Source organism: Paenibacillus chitinolyticus NBRC 15660, from assembly GCF_000739915.1.
Taxonomy (GTDB): domain Bacteria; phylum Bacillota; class Bacilli; order Paenibacillales; family NBRC-103111; genus Paenibacillus_F; species Paenibacillus_F chitinolyticus.
Genome location: NZ_BBJT01000005.1, coordinates 156,847 through 182,348 on the forward strand (window position 1 = coordinate 156,847; position 25,502 = coordinate 182,348).

The window sequence follows — 25,502 nt, forward strand, 5'->3', positions numbered from 1 at the left end:
AGATTTACTAGACAAGATTTATCCCAAAAGATTTCAGTAAATTTTCCGTTTATTGAATCAAAGCCGCCGCGTCGCTCGACACCCAAACTTTATTTTTGATCAGCAGGGTCGGCGTGCTCAGCTTGATCGTCTTGCCGTCCGTCAGAGCGATATTTTTGTCCACCGGGAGCTTGATCGTCTTCGTTCCTTTCGTCACCACGACGACCGGGTTTTCCTTATCCGATTTGTCTACGGTCACTTTGGCTCCTTTGGCCTCCAGGTCGCTTGCCGGAAGGAACAGCTTGTTTTCCAGCGCGGGCAGGTCCAGTCCCAGAATCAGTTGGAGGTATTTGCCGACGTCGGTGTTCTCGACCACGCCTCTTCCGGCATAATCTGTAGGAAGAAAATCATTCGGGTGATAGGCGAACAACCCGACTTCTTCCGAGGTATGATCTCCCGTGGAGAACGAAACGCCTGCCCGCTCACCCAGTATGCCTCCGATAACCGGGGAGAGATTGTCTTTCAGTCCTTTCTTGACGGCTTCCTCTTCTTCCTTCGTCAGATCGGAAAGCCCGTATTCCTCCTCGAGCATCTTCTTGTAGTTGGACTCGTTAATTCTGCCTTCCAGCCCGTAGCTCGTATGTTTAGCCTTCGTAAAGATAGGCTGAAGATCCTTCATCGTGTCATAGTTGGTCATATTGAGTCCGCCCGTGGCATGATCGGATACCGAAATAACGGCGGTGTTTCCGTCTTTCTTGGCAAAATCAATCGCCGCTTTCAGGGCACGGTCAAAAGCCTGCGTCTCGGTAACGATGCCGACCGGGTCGTTGTCGTGTCCGAACCAGTCGATCTGGCTCGCTTCTACCATCAGGAAAAAGCCGTTTTGGTTGGAAGAAAGCTTGTTGGCCGCGATCGTCGTCATTTCCGCCAGGGTAGGCTGTTTTTGCGGGTCCAGGTCAAGATCGGCGTCGAGCGCTCCCTCGTTAAAAAGGCCCCAGATCTTGTTCGTCTGCGAACTGAGCAGATCAATTCGGCTCGTCGCATATTCGTAGCCGTTTGCTTTCAGCACTTTGGTGAGGTCTTCCCCGTCCTTGCGGTTGATTTCTTTATCGCCCGGCACGAGATAACCCGATCCGCCTCCCAGCACGAGATCCACGCCGCTGTATACCATCTGCTCCGCGATGGAATGAGCGTTGTCCCGGCTTTCCGCGTGGCTGGCGAAGACTGCCGGCGTAGCGTCCGTAAGCTCGCACGTGAACACAAGTCCCGTGCCCTTGCCCTTCAGGCGGGCCGCTTCCAGGAGAGTCGGCAGAGGATTGGCCGCTTCCTGTTCGCTCGGCTTGTCGATGAAGGGCATCGTGACCTTGTCCGGCGAGATGGATACCGTCTCGCTCTTCACTTTATGACCGGTTGCATAGGCCGATGCGCCCGCGGCCGAGTCCGTCGTCAGCGAATCCGACGCGTACGTCCGGACGAGCCCTTTGAAATAAGCGTCCATCTCCAAAGGCTTGCCGCCCTGGACCCATCTCGTCAAATTCACGTCCGACAAACTCATGCCGTCCGTAATAAACAAAATCACGTTTTTGACTTCTTTCTTCTCCGCCGGCAAAGCGCGGCCCGACTGCGCATGTCCCGTGCCGGCCCCCAGACTGCCACACACCAGAACCGAAGTCAGAAGCATCCCAAGCATCTTTTTAGCCATTTTTTACCTCCTGAACCGTTATGTAGTAATTCACTCTTTCATTATAAGCGAATTTCGTTCCGTTTTCTGCACATATCTTCCAATAAGGAGAAAAAGTCACCTTATTTTGCGGTTCTTTTTTCGTTCTATTTTTGTTTTTTTATGTGATTTAGGCCGAAGGGGTTAAAAAGAAGCCGGAAGACGCGCTAAACTGAGTAGGACACCTGAGGGCGAGGAGGATTTTATTTTGAAAAACGTCTGCTATGACTGCGATTCTCTGCATATCAGCCGCAAGGAGCTCGCTTACACGAGTATGCCGTCGCGCCACACCCACGATGCTTTCGAAATGATGTATCTCGTATCCGGTCAGTTGTATTATTTTATCGGGGACAAAACGTACCAGGTGGTAGGCGGCGTACTTCTGTTCATTAACGCCAATGTGCCGCATCAGTTGGTCAACGCGGGCGACGCGGTCTTCGAGCGTGTTACGCTGCTGTTCAAAGAGGAGTTTCTGCACGATTTTTTCCGTCTGCAAGACGGCGGGGAGCTTCTGTCCTTTTTCTCTGCGGACTTCCATGCCGTTCACCTTTCCGGATATGAGCAGACCTTTGCGGAGGAGCTTTTTCATAAAATGCTACATGAAGGCGTCCACAAGCAGATCGGGTTCGAGCAGTATCAGAAAGTGCTGCTGATGGAGCTGCTGCTGTTTATGAACCGCAAGGTGCGGGAAGCGGACCGGGAGCAGGCGGGGAGCGGCGCATCGCCCACCCACAAAAAAATTTACGCCCTCGTGGAGTACATAAACAACCGCTTTTACGAGCGGCTTACGCTGGAAGATCTGTCGCATACGTTCGAAATCAGCCCTTCCCACCTCAGCCGCACCTTTAAGGAAGTGACCGGCTATACCGCGATCGAATACATCAATAACGTCCGGATCAAAAAAGCGTGCGCCCTGCTCAGGGAAACAAGCTGGAAGGTGCTTGAAATCTGCGAGCGCGTCGGCTTTGACAGCCTGACCCATTTCGGCCGCACCTTCAAGCAGATGACCGGCTGCTCCCCCGTCCGATACCGCCGCAGGCAGCCGTGAGCGGCGAGGCGGGCGCTGGGCGCGGAACGCAAATAATCCGCCGGGATAGCGGCGGATTGGTGTGGGCCCGCATGCCCACGGGCGGCGGTTTCCGGGCGGACGCGGCCCATAATCCGCCGAGGATCTCGGCGGATCGGAAAGGCGGCGCCACGCGGCGCCGGGTGGACCGCCTTTCCGGAAATAATCAGTGATTCAAAAAAGGCTGGATTTCCGCCTTGCCGGCATGCAGATTATAGAACGAATCCAGCCGCAGGTCCTTGACCAGATACAGGAGGAGATCATCGTCCACGCGGACCATCTCTCCGGCGGCCGCCTCCCGGTTGCCCGACATCAGGCCGTTGCCGTCCGGGACGTAGCCTCTCCTGCAGTAAATCCTCTGCGCCGCCCCGTAGTCTTTGTAGAGTCCGACTCCCAGCCCGATTTGGTGAAAATCTTCACTTGCCAGCGCCTCGAACCGCTCCAGCAGTTTGGTTCCGATTCCGCTGCGGCGGTAGTCGGGAAAAACATTCAAATCATTGATTTCGGGAATCCGCCGGTCCCGGAAATACGCATATTCCGATTCCACCTTCAAATGACCGCAGCCGACCAGCGTCTCTTCCACAAAAGCGAGCAGGGTGACACGGGTACCCAGCACATTTTCATGAAGGCACTGATCGTAGTAGGCGGCCTCCCGGTGCAGCCCGTGTTTGCGGAAAGCGTGCATCCAGATCTCTTTAAGCTCCTCGTTGTCGAGCGGCTTGACTAAAATATTCATGCCCCCACCCTTTCGGTATCCATTGCTTCTGTCCTCTTTATTCCAGATGCTTCGTACAGTTGTATAATCCGCAAGTCCAGTCCCGGTCATCCAGAACTAAAGTCGTGACCGATGTGTTCGTTAAATGTCCGTCGTACTCGGAATCGGGCAGCAAATGGTTCAGCATCGTCCGGATAAAAGCGCCGTGGCTGACGATCAATATTCTTTTTCCCTGGTGCCTGCTCAAAACCTCATCCAGAAAAGAGCGGCCCCGGGCTATGACGCTTTCCGGCTTTTCTATGCCCAAATCAAGCTCTCTCCAGCCCGCACCCCACTTCGCGATACGTTCCTGTTCGGTCGTCCCCTCGATTTCTCCCCCGCCCGCTTCACGGATTCTTTCGTCGCTCCACACCGGAATCCCGGCCCGGCCGCCGATTCTGTCCGCCGTCTGTTTGGCGCGGAGTAAATGGCTCGAATATATAGAGTCCCACTTCTCCGACCCGATCCGTTCCGCCAGCTTTTCCGCTTCGGCCAGCCCGTCTTCATCGAGCGGAATATCCGAGCTTCCCTGCGCTCTTCCTTCTTTGTTCCAATGTGTACTCCCGTGCCTTATAAATCCGATTGTCGTCATGTGTACCGCTTCCTTTCATGGTTCAAAAAACTATCCTTCCCGGACCAGCCATGTCTTCGCAACCTCGGGATCGCTGAAAAACGAGACAGGGCGTTTTAGAGGCGGATCGAGCCTGTTCAGCCTTTTCTTTAATTTGAGCTTGCTACCGAAGGAACAGCCCACAAGGGTTAGCTTGTAAACATGCGTATTAAGACGGCCGATATGGTCAACAAAAGCCGTTATAACGTCATCGGTCAGCCGCGTTTCGTAGAAATCGACCCAAATTCTCAATTCCTGGCTTCTCTGCCCGATAAACTGTTCTTCCTCCAGCATCAGCCTGAACAGTCCCTCTTCATCTTGGAAGAAGCTCCCGTACTTTAAACAGTGAATCTCGCCCCCTTTATAGTAATAAGGAAAAAGGGATCCTCCCGGTGATTTGATGCTGTACATTTCGCCGCCTCCTTCTGTCCGTCGTATTCATGAATCATCCGCGGTTCCGGCCTCCACCCGGCTTGCCGGGAATAAAAAAGACGAGAAAACCTGCCTTGTCTTAGGTTTAGTCGTCTTGTCTTTGCCCGGAAGCCCTTCAGTCGCGCGATGAAGTAAACCTGCCGTGGTTAAGCTTACACGGTACTCAGGTATCTCTCTTGAATAATGTGAATATGATGCCGCTCGTGTCCGGCTATGATCGCAGCGAGCGCTCTGGCGGATATGAGACCGTTATTGGCCGTTCCGGTCCGGAGCCAGGCTTCCTCCGTAATGCCGCGCAGTAAAGTCAGCGTGGAGCAGCGGACGGCGGAGTAATCCTTGAGAATGTCGGACAGGCCGCTTGCCGCGAAAGACGCCCCGGCCACATACTCATTCTCGTCATAACCCGGAAGCGGCGTCTGGTCCCCTCGCGCGATGCAGAGCATGCGGTAGGCCATGATCCGTTCCGTATCGGCCACGTGGCCCAATACTTCCTTGATGCTCCACTTGCCCGGTGCGTACTTGTGGTCCCCGGTTTCTTCCGTAAGGGACTGTATCAATTCGGTTGTGGTTTGAAGCTGTTCGACTAGAATTTCGGCAAGATTGCCCTCCTGAACCAGCTTAACGTAAGTTTCGTAGTGCGCCGGATATTCCCCAAGCGGCGGTTTTATAAGCATGGACTCACTCCTTTTTGAACTCCGGCCCGGTCAAATGTTTGACAAATCGTCAGCCGTTCACCTGTACTAGGATCGTACGCAAATCTCCGGCATTTGTTTCGCTGCCGCCTGTAATTCCGCAAAACGGCCCGATGGCGGGGCTCGCGGCTTTTATTCCCCGGGAGGACCGGGGGGCCGGTCCTTCTCCGAAGCCATGCGGCTCAGCGTCTCGTATATTTTGCGCAAATAGGCCGTAACCGTGATCAGGCTCATCAGAATGAACCCGAGCATAATGAACGTGACGACTTCCCCGGTAAAAAAAGAGACGATGGCCAGCACAACAACAAGCACGGTATTGATCACGTTGTTCGTCAAACTGCCGACTCCTTTCCGTTGTATGCTTCTTCTATTTCAATCTACGTTTCACTTCCAAATCCGATCTAATTTGTCGGCATAATAAAGAATGGCTTTTTTATAGGAAGCGATTCCTTCGTCCCCGCTCGTTTCGCCCAACTGCCGGAGCATAAGCTCCATGGCCAGCGCGTGTTCCCCCAGGTTATACAGCGTCATCGCGTAAAAAACCTGAAATTCCCGGGCTTCCGGGTATTCCCGGATCGCCTGACGAAAGCACGCCCGGGCCGATTCGTACTCGCCCAGCGTCCGGTAAGTGCTGCCGAGACCGAGCCAGGCGCCCCGTCTCTCCTCGTCCGCGAGGCCAAGCTCCAGCGCCTTCTCATAGAAAGGCGCGGCTTCCTTTTCCAGTCCCATGGCGTCATGAATCCAGGCGCACTGGTACCAATTGGATGGAACGAGCGGCTCTTCCCGGACAAGATCCAGCAGCAAAGTCTGTGCTTCCGCATGCCGTCCCGCTTCTCTCAGCCGGATGGCTTCTTCCAGCTTAGTCATGGTCCTTTTCCTCCCGGTTGTGGTTTGAACAAGCCGGCTACTTAAGCCGGGGCCGGATGCTTTTATCGAAGACGCGCTGGGTTTTGACCGGCTCGAATCCCATTTGCTCATAGAACGAAACCGCCTCCTGCCGGTTTACGTTCATCCTGACGCGCAGCCTGCCGAGTGAGGCGGAGCTTGTCCACTCCCCGCATCGTTTTACGAGTGTCCGCCCGATCCCCCGCCCCCTGAATTTGCGGTCCACGATTAATCCCGCGATTTCGGCGAAGGGCTCGGACTCGAGCAGACAGCGGGCATGGGCGTGAATCCAGCCGATGACCCCTCCTTCGTATTCCGCCGTGAGGATGACGTGATCGGGCAGAGTCAGGATGTGACCGAGCCTCTCCGCAAGCCGGGTTTCGCCGGTGGGATAGCCAAGCTGAGCGGACAGCCGGGCCATTCCGGGAGCGTCGGAGACAACCGCTTGTCTGTAGACCACGTCCCCGCTGATTGTTACAAAAGCATCATGTTCGGTCATGTAGGTGTCTCCTAGATCAGCTTGTAATAAAAGATCGTCGTGTGCAGGTTCCCGTCCGACGATTTGGCGAAATGCGGGATGCGGCCCGCCTCCACATACCCGAAAGACTTGTACAGCTTGTTGGACGCGTCCCCTTCACGGGTATCCAGCACCAGAAGGGACCTTCCCTCTTCCGCCGCCGTTTTCTCCAAAGCCTGCATCAGCATATGGGCGACGCCCTTTCTGCGGTATTCGGGATGAACCATCAGCTTGACGACTTCCGCCCGGTGCGTGGCATTTCTTTTCATCGCCAAGTGAAGCTGGACAGTCCCGACGATTTTGCCGTCGCATACGGCGTTCCAGGCCAATACGCCGGGTTCTATCACTTTCTTCCAGTAAGTGTTCGCGTCCTCCCAGCTTACCGGCGGCAAAAATCCGATCGAAGCCCCATCCTCCACTACCCGGATCAGCAGCTCGGTCAAATCGTTCAGAACGCCCGCCTCCATTGATTCCAGCTCATGAATCGTCACTCCATGGGTCATAGTCGTGAACCTCCTTGCGGCCTTCGGCCGTATATTTTGGCGTGATGCATGTGTATGTCCGTTGTTCTACATAGTATAAAAAAGGCTACGATCCTCAAGAAAAGGAACGCAGTAGTTTTTGCAAAAAGCGGGCATCCTCTCTTTCATCCACGGATGCTTGTCGGGATTATGCAAGTGAAACGAATAAAAACCGAAAATCGACAGAAGCATAAACCCTTCCAACAGATCGAGCCGCTCCGTAACGGCGCCGGGCCGGACAAGCGAGTAACCTTCCAGCACGGAATCCCTTAATTCCGTTTTCATGGTGAGCGCGCAGCCCGCCAGATCATACCCGTAATACCCATGCCCGAACAGACAGAAATCAATGAGCGACAAGCCCTGATCCGTCACGATCAGATTGCCTTTATTGATATCGGCGTGAATCAGTCCCCAAGAACTCCCGGACCGGCTGTGCCGTTCAAGCTTGTCCGCTATGCGCGTAAACGTCTGCCCGACGATCTCAAGATCCTCTTCCCTGAAAAGGTCCATGGATAGCCCCGACCGAATCCGTGTAAGCATCTCCTCATTCTGTTCCGCACCCGCATACCGGGGTCTCTTCATTATGGCAGCCCCGGGGTATGTTTGCGAAAACCGGTGCATCGCACCAAGCTGCCGGCCGAGACCGGTAACCGTCTCCCGCGAAAATGACTCTCCCTGCCCGACATCCCGGCCTTCGATCCATTCGAGGAGGGTACAAAAGATGCCGGATCGGACTCCGGATTGGGTTCCGGATTCCGCATCAAGGTTCACAGACGTTACCCACTCGCCCTCATGGCTTGCGACCGGTTTCTGCACCCGCACTCCCGCAGCGGCGCCAAGATCCGCCAGCCACTGCATTTCCGCATGCAGCCCTTCCCGGGAATGCTGCAGTCCGTGCAGCTTGTCCGTAACCGGTTTATGTATCCGGAGCAGGTACGATTGCCCCGTGGTGCCGTCCGTTACCCGGTAGGTCATGTTTTCGTTGTGCCGGATAAACCGTATGGACGGTTCGCGGACCGGGTAAGCGGCCAGAATGGCGGACAAGGGAACCTTTTCATTCATGACTGTTCTCCTTTTCCATCGGTTCTTCTGTATGCCCCTTCCGTATATGTCTTATATACCTTCGATGTGCACATTCGCCTTCCTCTTTCCGAGTCATAAAAAAAGAGGATATCCGAACCGGTAAAAGTTCGCATATCCTTCCCAATTGTACCTATAGTCTGAGCGACCCGCTTAGTTTCAGAAACAAGTGTACGAGCTGATCCGCCGCAGATCGATTCCGAAATAGACCCAACTGAATCCCGTCCACCGGAAGCCTGCCACCGAAGTGCGGCCGACAAAAGTCGGGAAGTACCAGAACCGCGTGCCGTCGTTCAACCAGATGAACGTATTGCGGAACAGACAGCCGACGATGCCGCCCGGGTCAACCGCAAAGGGAGCCACCTGCGGCTCGAACTGCGGAGGGGGCGCCGTCGGCGCCTGCTGGCCGGGGCTGCCCCCCGGGAATCCCGGAGGCCCCGGAGGAAGCATGCCCGGCCCCTGCTGTCCCGGAAACGGGAAGAACGGCCCTTGGCCCGGTCCGCCTCCCGGTGACGGAAAGAACGGCCCCATCGTACCGAACGATCTCTGGACGTCTTGAGTCCCCTGACTTTCTTGCGGCTGTGTAAACGATCCTTGAGGGAAGAAAAATCCCATGCTGCATTCACTCCTCTTCCTTAAGTAGGCTCCTATACTGTATGCCGGGACAGATGCCGGGGACTGGGCGGAAGCGGATTAAAATTTACGGAGACCGATCTGCCTGCAGGTCCATAACATTCAGGCAGCCATATACGGTGTTTCCGAACGTCCGTATGTCATCCAGGTAGCTGTAGCCGCCGGGATTCGGCCCTGTCTGGTTATACATCCGGACCGCGACGGCTTCCTTCTCGGGAATAACTAGACAGGCGCAGCCCGTACTTCCGAGAGATTGATAAGAACCGGCAGGAAGCTCGTGCCCCAGTTCCGTCAAGGATCGCGGCCGGTCCTGCACGAACCAGAAAAATCCGTTTCGCGGCAGAGCATCCCCGAGCCCTTCCGGACTGATGATTTCGGCGGTCTGCTCCCATACCGGTCGAGGGATCAGCTGCATCCCGTTCCACATGCCCTTGGACAGATGAAGCTGCCCCCAGGAAGCCAGCTCTCTGGCGCTGACGAACAGGTTTATGTCTGTGCCTTCTTCGCTTGAATAAGCTTCATTCAGCCAAACGAGCCCGTCCGTTTGGTGTTTGCGCCAGCCCGTTTCCGTGAATCCGCCGGGACGGAATACCTTTTCGTTCAATAGCTGTGCAAGAGGCTTTCCGAACACTTCTCCGATCATGCGGATCAGCAGGTTGACGCCCACATTGTTGTAAGCCCAGCCTGCCCCCGGAGGAAATATCCGCTTTTGCGGACTCGCAAGACCGTGCGTATGGGTGAGCAGATGCCGGATCGTCGTGCCCGCCAGCAAGGCGCCGTCCGGATCGGCTATATAGTCCGAAACCGGATCATCCAGGCCGCCGATCCGTCCCTCGTAAAGGGCCAGAGAGACGGCGAAGCCCAGGTAGGTTTTTCTTACCGAAGCGACGTTAAATCGGGAATCCGCCCCGACCGGACGACTGCCTGGAGAGAAGCCGTGTGTGCCCGAGTACCATTCGTTAACGACGGTTCGGCGATGCAGCACATAGACGGCGGCGGCCGATGCCGCAATCTTTTCCTGCACGCCGAGCACATATTGATTCAGCGGAGAAAATGCATCGCTGCGGTGAAGTTCAAGACTCTGTTCGTTATCCACGGTTTATCTCCTTCCCGGACTTTTCAGCCTCTTACTTGATTGATGCTCTGATCATACATGGAGAAGCTTTTTAGTTTAACTGGAAGTTTAAATCCAGTTTAAATTTACTTTTTTGTATAATTTTGGTAATTTATTCTCCTTATACTAAACTCGTAATCTAAATTCCTATTAGGAGGTTTTTTTATGAGAAAAGTATTTCGTATCTACGGACTTACTGCATTGATCTTAGTTATGACTGCAACCACTGCATATGCAGCCAACCAAGAAAGTACCGCTTACGCCACGAGCGGAGGATATGACGCCAACTCCTCGTATATTGACGGTCAAGGTCAATTCGGCAGGATAAAATTTAATTCATCCGGCGGTGGCTGGGGCTTCTATGAACAAACTTGTTCAGGATCGGGGACTACCTATGGCCCTGCTCTCTATATCCCGGCTGACGGCGGTTCAATTAATGAACTTGTGGCAATGCCATCCAACTGCAAGTTCAAGTTGCACATTACTAGCGGAAAGTATTTTCCGGTATCCGGCACCATTCAAAACTACGAGTAATACACACGCGAGCGCTCTTCCAGTAGGAAGAGCACTCATACTGTCGTGAAAGTCTCGGCAGTCTAACCAAAACAAGCCGGCCCCTTTACGGTGCCGGCTTGTTTGGTTTCTTTTCGCTGCTTACTTAATGGGGGGATCGGCCTTCACGGAAACCGGTTAAGTTTCTACGCAAATGGGCCTTCTATTTCTTTTTGTGGTAATGATACCCGCTGCATAACCCTTTTTGTTTAGATTTCGCGGAGCAGTTGTGGCCCCCGTTTTTGTCCAATCTTCCGGGATGCGCGTAAGCCGAAGCGGATGTAGCCATAACGACCACAATAGCGACGATAAAAATAACCGTTTTTTTCAATGTTCTCACCTTAAGTACACCCTATTTGCAGGGCTTAATGGAATTCTATCCCATTCTAAACCAGTTTCAAAAATCGGGATACGATTTGACCCCACAATTTATCAATTCTTTAGAATGTATACCGACCCAGCGGTCAATTTTTCAATCCATCCTAAAACTAAAGAGAGGGAATGACCCTCTCTTTTTGACGTGCTTTAACCTTACCATACTATTTGATAAGACGAGCATTTACCCAATCGGCATGGTCACTATCAATACCATCTCCACCATCTGTTACTTTAAGTTTTAGCTCATTCTTTCCGGAAAGATTAACGTTTACCTCTTTTGCCTCTGTAGTTTTATTCATTTTACCGCTAGAGAATACAACTTGATTGTCTACAAGAACTTGGAACTCCACTGTACTTACAGAACCTACCTCACTATCTACCCCAACTAGCGCGGCAAAGGATGTGTACTTCCCATCCAATTTGTAGACAATTTCACTGTTAGCATGTGTGCCCAGACCTTTTGTATAGGCCTTGTCATTTAACTTAAGTGTATTTCCATCAACACTACGATCTTTTCGGATTGTTCCCCAACCTATTGTGGCAGAAAACCAATCAATATCGCTGAGATACGTTGTAACAGGTTGCGCTGTTTCAAAGATTTTAATTTCACTTGCAGATGCAAAACCATTTGTTCCGCCACCTTGAGGTACTTCAAGCCGAACATATTTAGCAAGAGTAGGTGGGAAAGTTACTGTCTTCTCTGTTTTATCTTTTGCCCAAGTGCCTGTGGCAACCTCAGTGAAGGATACCCCATCAAGACTAGTTAGGATTCTATATTTTGTAATAATGCCATTTTCTTGAGTTTGTCGTGGCAGATAGGTTAGTTTGAAGAATGTTGAGGGATTTAGGTACTTTGCTGTAATGTTGTAAGGAAACTGATTGGGTTTACTCCATTCGCTGTGCCACAAAGTATTTGTATTTCCGTCAAATGCATATGCTGCCGCATTATTTTCACCTGAAGTCTCTTGGCTATTTGTTGTTGCCGCAATGATACCCCCAATACCTTTTACCTTATCCACTCCATCAGTTGGTTTAATGATGTTATACTCTGACCCAAACCAAATTGGTGCAGTTAGAAGAGGTAAACTTAATGAATTAATCTTATTTTTTGTTTCATTTGTTGCAGGTAAACCCCATTTATCAAAGAAAGGTGTCAAGTTATAGTGAGCTACTTTTGAAGTGTTTAGAATAAATGCCTGTTTTTTCTGATCATCTGTGGTTGGCAGATCAGTTTTTGCCATCTCACGATATAATCGATGTAACTCTGGGTAGAAGTTATCCCCAAAAGCAAGATTAAGTTGCCACAACATTTCTAATTTTGAATTAGAGTCTGTAAAATTTTTGGTTGGCTGATCTACAAACGTGAAAGCAGTTAAATACTCGCCTTGGGACCTTGCAGGCTCAGTAGGTTTAAGAGCCTTCTTAGCGGCTATAGAATATAGATTTACCGTCACCTCACTCATCTCACCCCAAGTCCAAGGTTCTTGTTGTCTCAAATGACCTGCCTCATGATACTGCCCCCAACCCATTCTTGTAAGGTTTAAAGCATCCGCATTTGCTTCACTCCTTGTAGGCATAATCGCCCCATCCCAAGTTGCCATTGCATAATACGATCCTGTGTCAAGTGGTGATTCAATAAAGCCAATCAAATGTTTATCTAAATGATGTCTAGGATCAGAATCAGAATTTGATAGTCCCGAAATTTTATCCTGTGCTCCAATAAGCGTATCATAAGTCTGTAAAACAGGAACCGGGTCTTGATTCAAGATATGGTTTTGAGCAGAAGCATACGTAAAGACTAAGAGGGCTTTTTCTGATTGAAGAACAACAGAAGGTGCATTAGGATAAGCACTCATCATTGCCTGCCAATCCGCTTTTGTATTCTTGCCTAATACAAAGAATGGAACAGGACTTCCCCCACTCACTACATTTACTTGAATACTCCCCTCATTGTTGCTGTTATCAAAAGACAATAAACCGCCATTTGGTGAGGAAATTGTGTTTTTACCTGCTTTTAATGGATACCTGATCGCCCACTCTTTATCATGACGATGTGTCCCAATAATCGCTGTAATTGGTTTATCACCCGAGACTTCAATCTCAATTTGTTCATTGGCTTTTGCATATAAACCAGTTGGCTGAAATATTTTTCGAGCATCTGCGTACCCCTTCGCTCTACGCTCTCGCTCGCCTTCCGCCCATATATCTCCAAGGGCTTTCACTTCAAAATTTCGCTGAACAACAAGATTACTTTGCTGTGTGATGGCTGTCTCTGACGTTTGGGCCAGTACCCTAGGTGGCGAGACAGGTACTACAACTGTTGCTGCCGTTACCGCCATTAGAGATAAAATCTGAAGTGACTTCTTAAGTTTTCTCATCAATTCCCTCCTAAAATAAATTAAATTTATGCATAGCTAGCATTTAAATGCCGGCATATCCATCTTGGTATGTATTAAATAACTTTCAGACTAATAGGACACTATTTCATTCCACTTTTTACCATTTGTAAAATAACACCATTTATCTCTATTTCTTCAACACCATCTTTATTCTTCTTTGAAAAATAAAAAAGACTCACAACATAAGCTGTGGGTTTCTTTCAGAGATACAAATGTTGGAATCATTATAAACAAAAGAGGATGAGCACCACGCATAAGGGGAAATCCCTTTTACATGACTCATCCTTTCTTATACCATCTACATGTTACAGAGTAAGAACTTCCTTTTTATCTATGGATACCGACTGCGCCTTCAAGTGCGGGATGTGATTACGCATAACGGTAGTCCTCTACAACCTGCGGAGCTTGCCGGGCTCTTTTAGTTGGCGGCAGGACTGTCTTCCGATGTCCCGTCCAGACCCACCACAAATAAATGTACCTTCTTATCGGCCGGGTTCACGTAGGAGATGGAATAAAAGTGCAGCTTATCGTTTTTCCAGCCGATAAATAAACTCGCTCCGACCTTTTTGTTGTTCAAGCCTTCGTAATCGATTACGTGGTCCGGAGTTCCCTCGGGACGCTCGTATCCGGCCTCTTTGAAATAATCAACTTTCGAAAAAGAATCGCTGCCGTTTTCAACATCTCCGTTGTCAGTGGCATTTTCAAGTTTTACTTGGAGCCGCGCCGCCACTTCTTCCCGGGTCAGACCCAGCTTCAGTTTCTCTTTGATCTCGGCAATTTTTTGCGCGATCTGCTTGTCTCTGTCCGTCTCGCCGGATTGCGGTGTAAACACAGGAGCTTCTTTTCCGGGAACAGATGTGATCGCGATCGTTTTCGTATCATTGTTCCACTGCACTTGTCCACCCATCGCCTCCACGACCGCTTTGGCCGGAACGTAGGAAGTGCCGTCGATAATGACCGGAGCCAGCGCTTTCCCTTCCCCGTTTTTCGCGGTCCAGGCTTCATTGTTGAGCGTAATCTTGATATCCGGGTTCAGATAAGCTTCGATTTTCTCCACTCCGCCGGCGGCATAACTTGTCGCCCCCAACACGGCGGCTAATCCGCATGCGCCCAATAGAGCCATGTACTTCTTTTTCATCCTCTGTTCTCCTTCTCCTTGGTTTTCTGAAATGAGTAACCATTTCCTTAAAACAATCCAGAAATAAGTGTAGCACACTAACTTTGTCTATTATTAACAAAAATGTAAATTAAATTGTCTAAAACTGGTCTTTAAAAAGCACCTTCTTAAACCTCTATCATTCCGATTCGCTCGTATGGGTAATCGATCTGTTCCTTCACCTGATCCGCAGCTTCCCGCCCGGCGAGCATTTCGACCACATAGAGACCTATATCAATGGAAGCCGATACCCCTCCGCCCGTGACGACATGGCCGTCCTTGACGATCCTGGTCCGGACCACTTCCTTGCAGTACGGTTCCAGCAGCTCATAAGCTTTCGGATGCGTGGTTGCTTTCCGGTTCTCCAGAAACCCGGCCGCCCCGAGCAAAAGCGAACCCGTGCACACCGAAACCACGTGTTTGACTTCCAGTCCCTGCCTCAGCCAATCCACGAACTCCGTTTGGAACCTGAGCTTTCTCGTCCCCAGGCCGCCCGGAACAAACAGCAGGTCATATTCCGACAAATCCGGTTTTATTTTGCCGGCACGAATCGTCAAACCCTGCTCGTCCTTTACCTCCGGCGCAAGCGCGCAAATATCCCATGTCGTTCCTTTCGTTTTATCGAACAGATGAAGCCGGTTGACCACATCGTAAAAGCCGATAAAATCCAGAAAAGTGATTCCGTCAAACACGATAAATGCGATTTTCATTCCTAAACCTCCACACGGAAAAATTCATTTGAGCTTAGCGGGTCCGTTACTTGTTTCATGCAAGTTTACCGGAACAATTCAGCATTTAAATATTTAAGATCGAATGTTTTCTTCTTTTAAAAGCAGTCTTCCGCAAGCTTCAATCACCGTACGCCAATACAGGTGCTGATTCTGCTTTTTATTTCCTATTTTCCACAATTATACAATCGTTTTTACTGTTCGTCTAATGAATGGTTTGTATCTTATTTGTTAAAGTTCATACATCATTTATCTCATATAAGGTCTATAGAACTACCTTTTGTTAAATTAATAATTCTATAGACCTACTATCTGCTTACGTGGTATTATTACCCATATTTATCTAGGAGGAGTTCAATTGTTCAAGTGCAGCAAATGTGGAAATGAAACATTAGAAGAGGACAGTTTATTTTGTAAAAAATGTGGTTCGAAGCTTTCATCTGACAGCACAAAGCCGGATAAACGGAAGAAGTTTTGGATTGGGGGAAGTTTGGCCTCGCTCCTGCTCATCGGGGTAGCCGTAACCATTATCATCCTCAACAACCCGATGACAAAATTCAAACGTGCCGTTCAAGGAAATCAAGTTTCAGAAGCAACCTCCGTTTATAATCAAAATATCAAGGGCGATGCCGAGAAAGAAAAGAAAGCAGACGCATTCATTACGGACGAAGTAACTCGCATTCAAGAGGAGTTTAAAAACAATAAACTGGAGCATCAGCAGGCAATCGCTTCATTAGAAACTTTAAAAAAATTGGAGGTACTGAAACCGTCCGTAGAAGCCGCCGTGAACAATGTGAACCAATTAAACGAATCCCGGACTTCTTTTAAAAAAGGACAAGAATATCTTGCCAATAAAAATGTTAAGGATGCCATCGCGGAATTAAAAAAGGTGATTAAGGAAGATCAAAATTATGCGCAGGCCCAGGAATTGATTTCCACCCACACGACGGAATACAAAACCGCCGCCTTAAAAGATGCGGAGCAGTTCTCGGACAGCCAAGATTACGATAAAGCGATCGGTATTTTAAGCGATGCCTTGGTTGTAGCGCCCAACGATTCCGACATGATCGCAAAAAAGTCAAGTTTTCAAAAACTAAATGAAGCAAAGAAAGCCGAGGAAAGAAAAAAGAAAATCGAAGAAACCAAATCATCCCAAGAGGTTTCAGCAGACCATGCAAACATCGTTATTCAATCCACCGAGTATAAGGCTCTGTATCCCGATATGATTCAAGTCGTTGTTCGCAACAACACGGACAAGACTGTAAAAAGCATGAGTGTGTCCATGCTCGGATATGATTCCAACGGATTCCCGGTAAAAATTGAATTCTATTACGGCGGTTCCGCATCATTTGAATTTATCGGATCGGCAGAAAGCGTGAATATTATTCCCAAAGGAACGTACGGAAAAAACAGGGGCTGGAAAATTAGGGAGGGCCATGGCATAAAAACGGTACTGGCCGCCGTAAAAGAAGTCGAGTATTATGACGGGACCAAATGGACCAATCCTTATTATGAATACTGGTTAGATGAGAATAAAGAAAAACCTCTTCATTGAATTCATTATGTAGGAAAATAATTTCAAGTTGAAGGGCCATCTACGGAAGGATGGCCCTGTTTTTTTTACTTTAGTTCGAATGTTCAACGACTCGCCGGAAGGCCCTGACTTTGTGCGAAAGCTTGATTCATGTCCTTGATTAAGGAAGCCGAATCATAAATCGAAATTCCGATATTCCGGATTTCCTCCTTCCCCTTCTCGTACACGCCGGAAATGGCATCTTCCACCATAATCGCTTTAAAGTCGCGCTCGCTTGCCTCGTACATGCTCGTCCTGGGGCAGTTCGGAAAATTACAGCCCGTGAAAATAAGGGTGTCGATGCCCCGCTCTTTTAGGAAATCTTCCAATTGCGTGTTATAAAAAGCTCCCCAGCGGGATTTGTATATGACCCACTCCCGCTCACCGATCGCCTGGATCTCTCCGCCGAGCAGCGCCTCGAACCGCAGCTCCTCCGCATGGGGCGGTTTTATCGCATCCGCGAGATCCGCGCCCCAAGTCCCCGGCGCTGCGATAGCCGCCCCGGCCTCGATCATTGCTTTGCGGCACAGATCCGCATTCGAGCCGTCCCGTTCGTAAATCCGGATCACGTGGATAACCGGGATGCCGTGGGCCCGGCATTGTTCGAGAAGGCGGCCCATGACGGGCAGCACCTCGCTCGTACCCGGGATTTCGGCCGGAGCGCCGGACAGGCTGAAATCGTTTTGCGTGTCGATCGTCAACAACGCGGCTGTTACCAAATTCGGCTGAATATACGTATTCATTCCTACTCGTCCCCCGAACCCTTTTTCCACAATTATACATTCGCTTCCGGCCTTCGTCTAACAAAAAGTCCCTTCTACGCACGCTTACAGCTTTCTCATCAAGGCTTCCAGCGGCCCTCTTGTAAATTTGCGTCTCCAAAGAAGACTCGCCCCGACCGCAGCGGCAAAATAACCGATCGAATATGCGACGGAGAAAGGCAGGGAGCCGTTTTCCAGCATCCCAAGCGCCTCCAGAAGACCAAGGCCTGCAACGACGTGCAAAATATAGTGGCTCAGCGCCATTTGTCCGGTATGGACAAGAGCCGTGAGCATACGCCGTCCCGGCAATTTTTCCATCACGTAGATGCACGCAAAGATTACCAGCACGGCCGTGCTCGTCGCGGAAATCATATAGAGCAAATTCGGCGGCATAGGCTTCGTCTCAAAAAGATAGCGTCCCCCCGCATCTCCAACGGCAGCAGAGCTCAGTTTCATGGCGAGCCGTGAGATCAGTTCGCATGCGGCGAACACGATCAGGGAGACGGTCACCCGCTTGGCGCGCACAGACGGATCGGTAAGGTCCAGACGGCCGATCAGCATCCCGGTCAGAAAAAAAGCAAACCAGGGAAGCGCGGGATGGAACCCGTTAAAGAACAGATTCCGGATAAAGCCGCCGACCGTCCAAAAATCGGTGTAGGAATGAAAAGCGGCATCCCAGCCCGCCCCATAATTCAGCGCAAGCTGTGCGCATTGACCCGCCAAAACGGCGATAACGGCCGCACCCGTAAGGAAGCGGTTGGATGAACGGATCAGAAATGATGCCGCAAACAAAAACAAGGCATAGTAGTGCAAAATATCCGCCGTCCACCCCAATGCCAGCAGAAACAGTCCGAGCGCAAGCAGATACGCCGACCTTTTGCGGAGGACGAGTTTCTGCTTTGCCAGCTCGGGCTCGTCACCCCGCCGGGCTTTGCGGGTCATGAGGGAAATGCCGATCCCCGCCAGCACGACAAATACCGCGGAGGCTCTCCCCTCGAACAAGCCGGCGAATCCGGCCAGCCACGAGGGTCCGCTTCCGTCCGCCATCATCGCGATTTTGTAGTTCACCACAATCATCCCGAAGATGGATAAAGCCCGGGCCAAATCCAGCCCGGAAACTCGCGCTTCTTTTTTCGCGACCACCATAATAAAATCCTCCAGGTTAAAATTTTACCTACCGGTAAGTAAAATAATAACCGAAAAAAGACCGGTCTGCAACCGGACGTTTTTTTATGCGCTGCCTTTTCACTTATTCGAAGAAAATTAGTTTATTCCCGAAAGGGTCGGTTACCGTGCATTCTTTTGTTTCCCAAGGCGTACGTTCGATTCCCGGCCTGGCGTAGGGATAATGTTTGCCGATCAGCGTCTTCTGCAAATCTTCTACGCCGGAAACCGCAATCCGGAGCGCCGCACCGGGGCTGCAATCTCCATAATGCTCGCTGAGGTGAAGAACGATTTCATCCCGGGAAATCTGCATGTACAAAGGCATGCCGGGCTCGAAGCGGTGTTCCCAATCCAGCGTGAACTCCAGAAACTCCACATAAAATTGTTTGGCTTTCTTTTCATCGAATATGCGCAAAATAGGGGTGATTCCCGTTAAGGTCATTTCGTTGGCACCTCCGCAGTGTTATTCGCCTCCTTTCCCCGAATCAACTTACCCATGTCTTGATCATGGCGAAGTATTCCCGGATCATATTAATCGGTTTGAGATGCGCCGGTGACGGGCTCGAAAGGCCGTACGCCTCATAACCTTCCCGTTTCGCCAGCAGCTTGGCCCGGTACATGTGATAGTCGCTTGTGACAATGAGGATTTTCGGATCGTTGATGCCCTTTTCTTTCAAAACGGCTTTGGTAAATCTCAAATTCTCAAGGGTGCTTGTCGATCTGCTTTCGAGAAGAATCCGGTTCTCCGCGATTCCCTTCTTCACCAGGTAGTCCCTCATAGCCACCGCTTCCGGCACATTCTCGCCCGGGCCTTGACCGCCCGAAACGACCACGGTGATGTCCTTCTTCCCGGAAACGTAAGCGAACCCCGCATCCAGTCTCTGCTGAAGCGTAAGCGACACTTCGTATCCTTTCAGGCCCGATCCCAATATAACGACGGTGTCCGCTCCCGAGGTTCCGGCTTCGTCGGCGCCCATTTGAGAGAGCACGAACGATTCCACGACCGCAAAAGAAAGGGCGATCAGCAGCGAACCCGCCCACAGCGTTTTTCGCAGCCTCACACGCTTGCTAAAATCAATCCTCCTGATTATCAGGAGAAGAACGACTGCGATGCCAAAAAGCATCATCCCGAACCGTCCTCTAAACAAAAAAGGAGAGCTTAAAAATGTCAGAACCAACAACACGTCCGCCACTTTCGCTTTCCTGATTCCAGACCATCTCTTCATGTCACGGTTCTCCTCAATCTTCCCCGCCGATAACCGGCGATTTTCCGGACGAAATCTGTACCGGTAACGTTTACTTGCATACCATAAGCAGATTCCCGTCCGGGTCCGTAAAGTTAAACCAGTGCCCGTTCTCGATTCCCGTGACCAGCCGGACGCCAAGGCTTTTCATGTAGGCATAGGACTGTTCGATATCGTCTGTGGCAAACTGGACCACCGGCGCTTTAAATACCGTCTCCGGCGAGTAGATTTTACTGTCGAGCACAATTCCCGCCCCCTGCATCGGCAGAATATACAGGTGGCCGAACAGCACTTCGCCGTCCGCAGGAAGGCCTAGTATTTTACAGTACCAGCTCGCCGCTTGTTCAATATCGCTTACCGGGATAAACACGGTCAGAATCTTATTTTGGATAGGACTTTTCATTTTCGTTCCTCCTATTCGATCCGGCATTGATTTGAGATGGCGGCAGTTTACTTGAAGCCGTATTCCCGCTCTTAATCCGGCACGACTTTTTTTCCGAGCTTATGCCCGGCCAGCACGACCGGCAGCAAAAGCAGCCCCAGCGGCGCATAGGTCAGCAGGTCCTGCCAAGTTGCCGCTCCGTCCCGGAGCAGTCTGTAAAACAAATAAACCGAGTAGGGCAGGCTTATGGCGACGGCGGTCACCACACCCGGTGTGTAGGATCTCAGCAGGATCGACTGTCCCAGATGGGTAAATACATGTACGAACAGAAGCGCATTGAACCCGATAAACAAGGCCCAAATCTCCCTCTCGGCCGCCAAATACGTAACCGGGACAAAAAGAATAAATTCAACAAACACGGCCACGGCAAACTGCGAGGATTTCACGTTCGACATGTCCTTGAACAATTTTTGTCCCGGTCCCGGGATTAGCGGCCGGAGCCTCTCGTAGTTTCTGTTCATCCAGGGCTCCACAAAAATGATTTCTTCGAAATCGTGGATCATAAACGCCGCGAGGAACAGCCAGACGACCGCGTTCAGCGAGAAGTAATCATCGAAGAGCATAGGTTCCTCCCCGTCTATTCTAGTCTTTGATTCCCCGGTATCTCGCGGTACGAAGCTCCTTGATATAAGCATCCAGCGCCGGCATGCCCGACTCCACGGCCTGGCTGACCGAGCGCTCGATATCGTAAGGAACTCTTACGAACCGGATTTCAAGAGGGGCCGTCGTCCGGCAATCGATGCTGCCCTCCAGAACGACGTAGGACGCCTGGGTCAGATCGAGCGGATTTCCGACGCTTCCTACATTGAACAGCACTTTGCCGTACAAATGCTGGAGATACGCGTTATGTATATCGCCATAACCGACGATATCTGCGGGAATCCGCTCCCGGCATTTTTCCGACGATTCGAAGAGAGAAAGCCGTTTCTCCGGCTCGTCCCACGGCTGCACGCGCTCGTACAGGCTGCGGGGCGAAGCGTGGAACAGCCGGACGTATTTGCCGCTCATATAAAATTCGAGCGAAAAAGGCAGTCCCGCCAAGTATTCCAGCCGTTCTTTCCCGAGCACGTTCTGATGCCACTTCAGATCCTCGATCTCCGTTTCCCGGGTGATGAAATCGTCCCAGTTCCCGCTGACGACCTCTTCGCAGTGTTTCCGAATCAGATCGACCGCCTGGTCGGCATGCGGTCCTTTGCCAATCAGGTCGCCCAGGCAAAAAATTCTCGAGATGTCTTTGCGCCGGATATCCTCCAGCACGGCTTCCAGCGCCGGTATGTTTCCGTGAATGTCTGACAGGATCGCTATTTTATCCACACGTTTGTCCTCCGTAAGTCCGGCAGGTTAACCTGCTCTCTGTATTGGGTCGTATTTACTTTCGATCCGCCCGAAGCGGCTTCCTTCTTTTCCTTCCCAAACAATCTTCACTCCTTAGACGAAATAGACGAAAAAAAGACTGCAATGATGGCTCGTCGCAGTCTCTTCGTTCAGGCAGTTGTGCGGTTGTGATGCGGAGGGCTATTCGGGCCCTCCCGTCATATTTTGAAATTGGCAATCGTTTGCTTCAACTGCTCGGCGCTTTCCCGTGTTCCTTCCACGATGTTCAGCACTTTGTCCGAACTGTCCATCGCAACGCTCGCTTGATCCGAAATACTTCCCGTTCCGGCAGCAGACTCGTTGTTGGCAATCGAAATTTCGTTGATCATGAGCGCCATATCCTCGATCGCCCGGCTCAGCTCATGCGCGGTCACGTTGAAGTCGCCCAGCAATTTTTCGTAAAATTCCGCGTCCTGGTAGTACTGCTGGCCCGTTTCGACCATCGCGTTGTAATCGTTGATGACGGTCGTATCAATAAAGGTGAGCATGCTTTCGGAGTTTGCCTTCAAATTCTGCACCGAAGAGGTGACGATTTGAACGACTTCGCGAATTTTGTTCGCGGAGTGTCCGGATACCTCGGCCAGCTTGCGGATTTCTCCAGCCACAACGGCAAAGCCTCTGCCCGCCTCCCCTGCTCTCGCCGCCTCGATATTGGCGTTCAGGGCCAGGAGATTGGTTTGAGCCGTAATCTCCAGAATGGAGTTCGCCAGTACCTGGATCTGCTCGACGGCTCTGGACTGCTCGATGGCGCTCTCCAGGCTCTCCCGCATTTGCCGGCCGATTTCGACGGCCCGCTCGGACGATGCGACCGCGGTTTCGCGCAAATCTTCCGCCCGCTTGCTGACTTCTTTCGAAGCCTCTTCGCCTTGTTTCGCTTTGTCCGCGATCCGGTCGACGGACTGGCGGATGCTCGAGGACGAATGGTTCATTTCTTCCGTCGATGCGGCCGTTTCTTCCATGGCGGCGGCCATTTGCTGCGTCGTGCCGGATACGTTCTGGATTTGGCCGTTGAGATCCGTCAAATGGCTGCTCACCGCCGTTACCGAACTGCCGAGTTTATCCGACTCTTCCACAACGGTGCGGATCGTATCGCTGATCGAGGCCTGCATCGTATGCATGGACTGCATCAAAACGCCCGTCTCATCCTTGGACTTCATAAATTTCTGCGGAACCGGATGCGAAAAGTCTCCGCCCGCGATGACTTTCAAGTGCCCGGTCGCCACTTTAATCGGCGTCGTAATCCGGTACGAAAGCAGCACGAGAATGGCCGCAAACACGAGAATACTGCCGATGATGACGATGACCAGACCTTTTTTCAGGGCCGTAACATCTTGCATATACTCATCGACCGGCTTGAAGGAAATAACGAACATATCCTGCAGGGACGATTTAGCGTAGGAAGCGATTTGCTGCTGACCGTTCAGCGTGAAATACCCGACTCCCTTCTTGTTCGCGCTTACCTCCTTGAAAAAAGCGGGTACGTCTCCTTCCGCTTTGGTCATATCGTACTTCAACACTTCTTTGCCGTCTTCGGAAGCGACGAGAACTCCTGCCGCATTGATCATAAACGTCTTAACGTTGCCCTCCTCCGTGGACCGGACGATATTCGCCGACAACTTGGTCAGATCAACCGCCGTCCCTACGATGGAAGGCATCGCATCGGTACTACCGTCCGGAATGTGCGACAGCAGCGCCATAATCGGTCCTCCGGTTACGGGAGATTGAACGGGGCCGAACAAGACGGGACCTTTCTTCATCCCTTCCAGGAGAGACTTGTCGAGATCGGCCACGCCGATATCCATACCGACGGATTGTCCGCCGATGCCGTCCGATACGATCGCGCTGTTGTACGCGGCATAAATATTTTCGTACAAGCCGTTCGCGTCCGTGATGAGCTTGCCGAGATAAGCGGATGCCGTGGCGGCGTTTTCCGATTTCGGATTGCCGGTTTTCTTAATTTCCTTGAATGTGTTGACCAAAAAAGGATTGTTCGCAATCATCGAAGAACTTAACGATAAGTTGGTGAAGGCCAGATCCATCTGGTTCACCTTCTCCGAAACGATGTTCGTCATGGACTTCCTCGCTTCACCTTCAAGCGAATCGGCCGATGTGCTGCTTGCATACCACAACGCGATTAACATCGGAATGGTCATACAAGCAACCGATATCAGCATGATCTTGGCGAATAAGCCGGTTAGATTGATTTTTCCGAATATGCCTCGTATCCGTTTTGTCTTGCTTTTTAACATCATGCTCCCCCTCATATAGCGGCGTATGCCAAATAGATACCTATTTCATCGACAAAAACAGACAAAAAGTTAATATTAAATTTACTTAATTCGACAATCATTTAAAGGAATTTGTTTCTCAAGAACCATTTTTTGTAGGTCAAAAGAAACAACCTCTCCGCGGAGTGGTTGTTTTGAGTTGGGGGATATTTTTTAATTTTTGGCCGCATTTGATGAAACCTGTCCCCTTATCCAAAAGGATAGTGGATACAGCTCGGACAAATCTCAGCCGCTTTATTCCTCTCGTCAAACGACATACGTATTCCTAACACGCTCCGATTTCACAAAATACAAAGTCCAAATCAGACAGGTGATCCCGTTTTTTATCAAATCTCTCAAGGCCCCATCCACAAAATCGGAAGCCAATTCGGAAACGGACAAGTAAGCGAAATAAGCAACGGTAGAAAGCAATAAGCTTAGCAGCAGGTAAGCGATGGACATCGTTTTAAAAAGCCGTTTTTGTTTGAAGCACAAGTAGCCGAGAACCAATGGACATACCGCATAGAACAGATGCGAAACCGTCTCCACCAAAACAGCCGCGCCCAAAGCCGGATAGTAGCTGAAATAATCGGCAACTTCCCCTGACTCAACCATGGGCCATACATAATCGACCAAGCTATAGACGGCGTAAATAAATGTTAGAATTAACCCGATCGAAAACACAATCAACCAACCGCCAAATCCCGATATCCCCGGTCGCGTATAATCGTCCTCATAAACCTCTTTTCCGTTTTGATTTAAATCTCTGACAAAAGGTTCCATATTCCGATCCGCTCTTTTCCTATAAATTACTTCTTCGTTCATTCAAGCATATTTTGCAACCATTGAATATGGGGTTATTTTGTCGAAAATGCTAAAGAAAAAAAGACCTCATGCAAGGTCTTTCAAGATATGGTATGAAGCGCGGGCTCGCTGATGATCTTTTGCTGACGGAAGATTTAGGTACGTTCCACCGGAGTGTTGCCGGAAGCTGCTTCTTTTGAAGCAAGATGGTTGTTGTAAAAGTACTTAACGGAACTTTCGAACTGCGATACGATAAACAGCTTATCTCCCTCGCTCAGTTCATCAAAACGCTCCAGCGTTTCTTGGTCAAAAAGGTAGAGATAGTTCGTTTCCGTCTCACCGGTTTCCGTACCCGAGTACCCCGCCATATTCATCAGTTGCTGATAAGGATAATTGTATGCTTTGGCCAGACGCTTTAACGTTTCCGGAGAAGGCCGCAATGCGGCACCGGTTCTGGGATCGACCCCTTTCTCGACATAGCGCAAATAGCTGTGACTGACACCGGCACGCTGCCCAGCCTCTCTCAGGCTTTCTTTACCGCGAAGATTTTTTAGTACTTCTCCTAAAGTCGTCAATCTGGAACGCCTCCCAACCTCTTTTCTTATATAGTACATTATGTGCTACATGTTTTACAAGAAAAAAATAAAAAAACCCTCA

General features: G+C 50.5%; 29 protein-coding genes. 3 read left to right on the plus strand and 26 right to left on the minus strand.

From position 1 onward, the window contains the following. Positions 1-49 precede the first annotated feature (49 nt). Positions 50-1,681: an alkaline phosphatase gene (locus PCH01S_RS13950; RefSeq protein WP_042230235.1), complete on the minus strand. Its 1,632-nt coding sequence runs from the start codon at positions 1,679-1,681 to the stop codon at positions 50-52. A 226-nt stretch (positions 1,682-1,907) separates the two neighbouring features. Between PCH01S_RS13950 and PCH01S_RS13955 the strand changes: the two genes are divergently transcribed. Next, a complete protein-coding gene (locus tag PCH01S_RS13955; RefSeq protein ID WP_042230236.1) occupies positions 1,908-2,747 on the plus strand; it encodes a helix-turn-helix domain-containing protein in 840 nt (279 codons plus the stop codon). 184 nt (positions 2,748-2,931) lie between these two features. Here the strand turns inward: PCH01S_RS13955 and PCH01S_RS13965 are convergent, their stop codons facing one another. From PCH01S_RS13965 to PCH01S_RS14015, 11 genes are all read right to left on the minus strand, one after another. After that, positions 2,932-3,501 (minus strand): GNAT family N-acetyltransferase, encoded by a 570-nt coding sequence (locus tag PCH01S_RS13965; protein WP_042230240.1) that lies wholly within the window; start codon positions 3,499-3,501, stop codon positions 2,932-2,934. 37 nt (positions 3,502-3,538) lie between these two features. Then, complete coding sequence (locus PCH01S_RS13970; RefSeq protein ID WP_042230243.1) at positions 3,539-4,111, minus strand: histidine phosphatase family protein; 573 nt, start codon at positions 4,109-4,111, stop codon at positions 3,539-3,541. A gap of 30 nt (positions 4,112-4,141) precedes the next feature. Then, positions 4,142-4,540, minus strand: coding sequence for a hypothetical protein (locus PCH01S_RS13975; RefSeq protein WP_042230246.1), 399 nt, complete (start codon positions 4,538-4,540; stop codon positions 4,142-4,144). Between the two features lie 173 nt (positions 4,541-4,713). Further along, the gene (locus PCH01S_RS13980; protein WP_042230248.1) at positions 4,714-5,235 is read right to left on the minus strand and encodes a DinB family protein; all 522 of its coding nucleotides are present in this window, start codon (positions 5,233-5,235) and stop codon (positions 4,714-4,716) included. A 150-nt stretch (positions 5,236-5,385) separates the two neighbouring features. After that, positions 5,386-5,589, minus strand: a complete 204-nt coding sequence (locus tag PCH01S_RS13985) for a hypothetical protein (RefSeq protein ID WP_042230249.1) — start codon at positions 5,587-5,589, stop codon at positions 5,386-5,388. Positions 5,590-5,637: 48 nt separating this feature from the next. Next, positions 5,638-6,120, minus strand: coding sequence for a tetratricopeptide repeat protein (locus PCH01S_RS13990; protein ID WP_042230251.1), 483 nt, complete (start codon positions 6,118-6,120; stop codon positions 5,638-5,640). 37 nt (positions 6,121-6,157) lie between these two features. Then, positions 6,158-6,637 carry a GNAT family N-acetyltransferase gene (locus tag PCH01S_RS13995; protein ID WP_042230253.1) on the minus strand — a complete coding sequence of 160 codons (480 nt, stop codon included), beginning with the start codon at positions 6,635-6,637 and terminating at the stop codon, positions 6,158-6,160. An 11-nt stretch (positions 6,638-6,648) separates the two neighbouring features. Next, positions 6,649-7,158: a GNAT family N-acetyltransferase gene (locus PCH01S_RS14000; RefSeq protein ID WP_042230254.1), complete on the minus strand. Its 510-nt coding sequence runs from the start codon at positions 7,156-7,158 to the stop codon at positions 6,649-6,651. Positions 7,159-7,224: 66 nt separating this feature from the next. Then, positions 7,225-8,238 carry a phosphotransferase enzyme family protein gene (locus tag PCH01S_RS14005; RefSeq protein WP_042230255.1) on the minus strand — a complete coding sequence of 338 codons (1,014 nt, stop codon included), beginning with the start codon at positions 8,236-8,238 and terminating at the stop codon, positions 7,225-7,227. Between the two features lie 177 nt (positions 8,239-8,415). Next, positions 8,416-8,871, minus strand: a complete 456-nt coding sequence (locus PCH01S_RS14010) for a hypothetical protein (RefSeq protein ID WP_042230257.1) — start codon at positions 8,869-8,871, stop codon at positions 8,416-8,418. Between the two features lie 85 nt (positions 8,872-8,956). After that, on the minus strand, positions 8,957-9,985 hold the full coding sequence (locus tag PCH01S_RS14015) for a serine hydrolase domain-containing protein (protein WP_042230259.1): 1,029 nt from the start codon (positions 9,983-9,985) through the stop codon (positions 8,957-8,959). Positions 9,986-10,168: 183 nt separating this feature from the next. On the opposite strand from PCH01S_RS14015, the gene PCH01S_RS14020 reads away from it, so the two are divergent. After that, complete coding sequence (locus PCH01S_RS14020) at positions 10,169-10,537, plus strand: hypothetical protein (RefSeq protein WP_042230260.1); 369 nt, start codon at positions 10,169-10,171, stop codon at positions 10,535-10,537. Positions 10,538-10,718: 181 nt separating this feature from the next. Here the strand turns inward: PCH01S_RS14020 and PCH01S_RS30445 are convergent, their stop codons facing one another. The 4 genes from PCH01S_RS30445 to PCH01S_RS14035 form a co-directional block, all read right to left on the minus strand. Continuing rightward, entirely contained in the window at positions 10,719-10,895 is a 177-nt protein-coding gene (locus PCH01S_RS30445; RefSeq protein WP_231392012.1) for a YHYH domain-containing protein, read from the minus strand. Between the two features lie 199 nt (positions 10,896-11,094). Further along, positions 11,095-13,311 carry an NPCBM/NEW2 domain-containing protein gene (locus tag PCH01S_RS14025; RefSeq protein WP_042230263.1) on the minus strand — a complete coding sequence of 739 codons (2,217 nt, stop codon included), beginning with the start codon at positions 13,309-13,311 and terminating at the stop codon, positions 11,095-11,097. Positions 13,312-13,750: 439 nt separating this feature from the next. Beyond that, positions 13,751-14,470: a stalk domain-containing protein gene (locus tag PCH01S_RS14030; protein ID WP_042230265.1), complete on the minus strand. Its 720-nt coding sequence runs from the start codon at positions 14,468-14,470 to the stop codon at positions 13,751-13,753. A 146-nt stretch (positions 14,471-14,616) separates the two neighbouring features. Further along, complete coding sequence (locus PCH01S_RS14035; RefSeq protein WP_042230267.1) at positions 14,617-15,198, minus strand: DJ-1/PfpI family protein; 582 nt, start codon at positions 15,196-15,198, stop codon at positions 14,617-14,619. Between the two features lie 376 nt (positions 15,199-15,574). Between PCH01S_RS14035 and PCH01S_RS14040 the strand changes: the two genes are divergently transcribed. After that, positions 15,575-16,771, plus strand: coding sequence for a DUF5780 domain-containing protein (locus PCH01S_RS14040; protein WP_129112530.1), 1,197 nt, complete (start codon positions 15,575-15,577; stop codon positions 16,769-16,771). An 83-nt stretch (positions 16,772-16,854) separates the two neighbouring features. On the opposite strand, the gene PCH01S_RS14045 is transcribed toward PCH01S_RS14040, so the two are convergent. The 10 genes from PCH01S_RS14045 to PCH01S_RS29305 form a co-directional block, all read right to left on the minus strand. After that, on the minus strand, positions 16,855-17,532 hold the full coding sequence (locus tag PCH01S_RS14045) for a cysteine hydrolase family protein (protein ID WP_042230270.1): 678 nt from the start codon (positions 17,530-17,532) through the stop codon (positions 16,855-16,857). Between the two features lie 84 nt (positions 17,533-17,616). Continuing rightward, the gene (locus tag PCH01S_RS14050; protein ID WP_042230272.1) at positions 17,617-18,696 is read right to left on the minus strand and encodes a DUF418 domain-containing protein; all 1,080 of its coding nucleotides are present in this window, start codon (positions 18,694-18,696) and stop codon (positions 17,617-17,619) included. Positions 18,697-18,799: 103 nt separating this feature from the next. Then, positions 18,800-19,156: a glyoxalase superfamily protein gene (locus tag PCH01S_RS14055; RefSeq protein WP_042230275.1), complete on the minus strand. Its 357-nt coding sequence runs from the start codon at positions 19,154-19,156 to the stop codon at positions 18,800-18,802. Positions 19,157-19,199: 43 nt separating this feature from the next. After that, positions 19,200-19,940: a YdcF family protein gene (locus PCH01S_RS14060; RefSeq protein WP_042230276.1), complete on the minus strand. Its 741-nt coding sequence runs from the start codon at positions 19,938-19,940 to the stop codon at positions 19,200-19,202. 70 nt (positions 19,941-20,010) lie between these two features. Continuing rightward, entirely contained in the window at positions 20,011-20,361 is a 351-nt protein-coding gene (locus tag PCH01S_RS14065; protein ID WP_042230277.1) for a VOC family protein, read from the minus strand. A gap of 71 nt (positions 20,362-20,432) precedes the next feature. After that, positions 20,433-20,963: an HXXEE domain-containing protein gene (locus PCH01S_RS14070; protein ID WP_042230280.1), complete on the minus strand. Its 531-nt coding sequence runs from the start codon at positions 20,961-20,963 to the stop codon at positions 20,433-20,435. Between the two features lie 19 nt (positions 20,964-20,982). Further along, a complete protein-coding gene (locus PCH01S_RS14075) occupies positions 20,983-21,714 on the minus strand; it encodes a metallophosphoesterase family protein (RefSeq protein WP_042230281.1) in 732 nt (243 codons plus the stop codon). Between the two features lie 218 nt (positions 21,715-21,932). After that, positions 21,933-24,023 (minus strand): methyl-accepting chemotaxis protein, encoded by a 2,091-nt coding sequence (locus PCH01S_RS14080; RefSeq protein WP_084706600.1) that lies wholly within the window; start codon positions 24,021-24,023, stop codon positions 21,933-21,935. Between the two features lie 285 nt (positions 24,024-24,308). Beyond that, the gene (locus tag PCH01S_RS14085) at positions 24,309-24,824 is read right to left on the minus strand and encodes a DUF2569 domain-containing protein (protein ID WP_042230282.1); all 516 of its coding nucleotides are present in this window, start codon (positions 24,822-24,824) and stop codon (positions 24,309-24,311) included. Positions 24,825-25,000: 176 nt separating this feature from the next. Beyond that, the gene (locus PCH01S_RS29305) at positions 25,001-25,420 is read right to left on the minus strand and encodes a helix-turn-helix domain-containing protein (RefSeq protein WP_053228711.1); all 420 of its coding nucleotides are present in this window, start codon (positions 25,418-25,420) and stop codon (positions 25,001-25,003) included. Between the last annotated feature and the right edge of the window lie 82 nt (positions 25,421-25,502).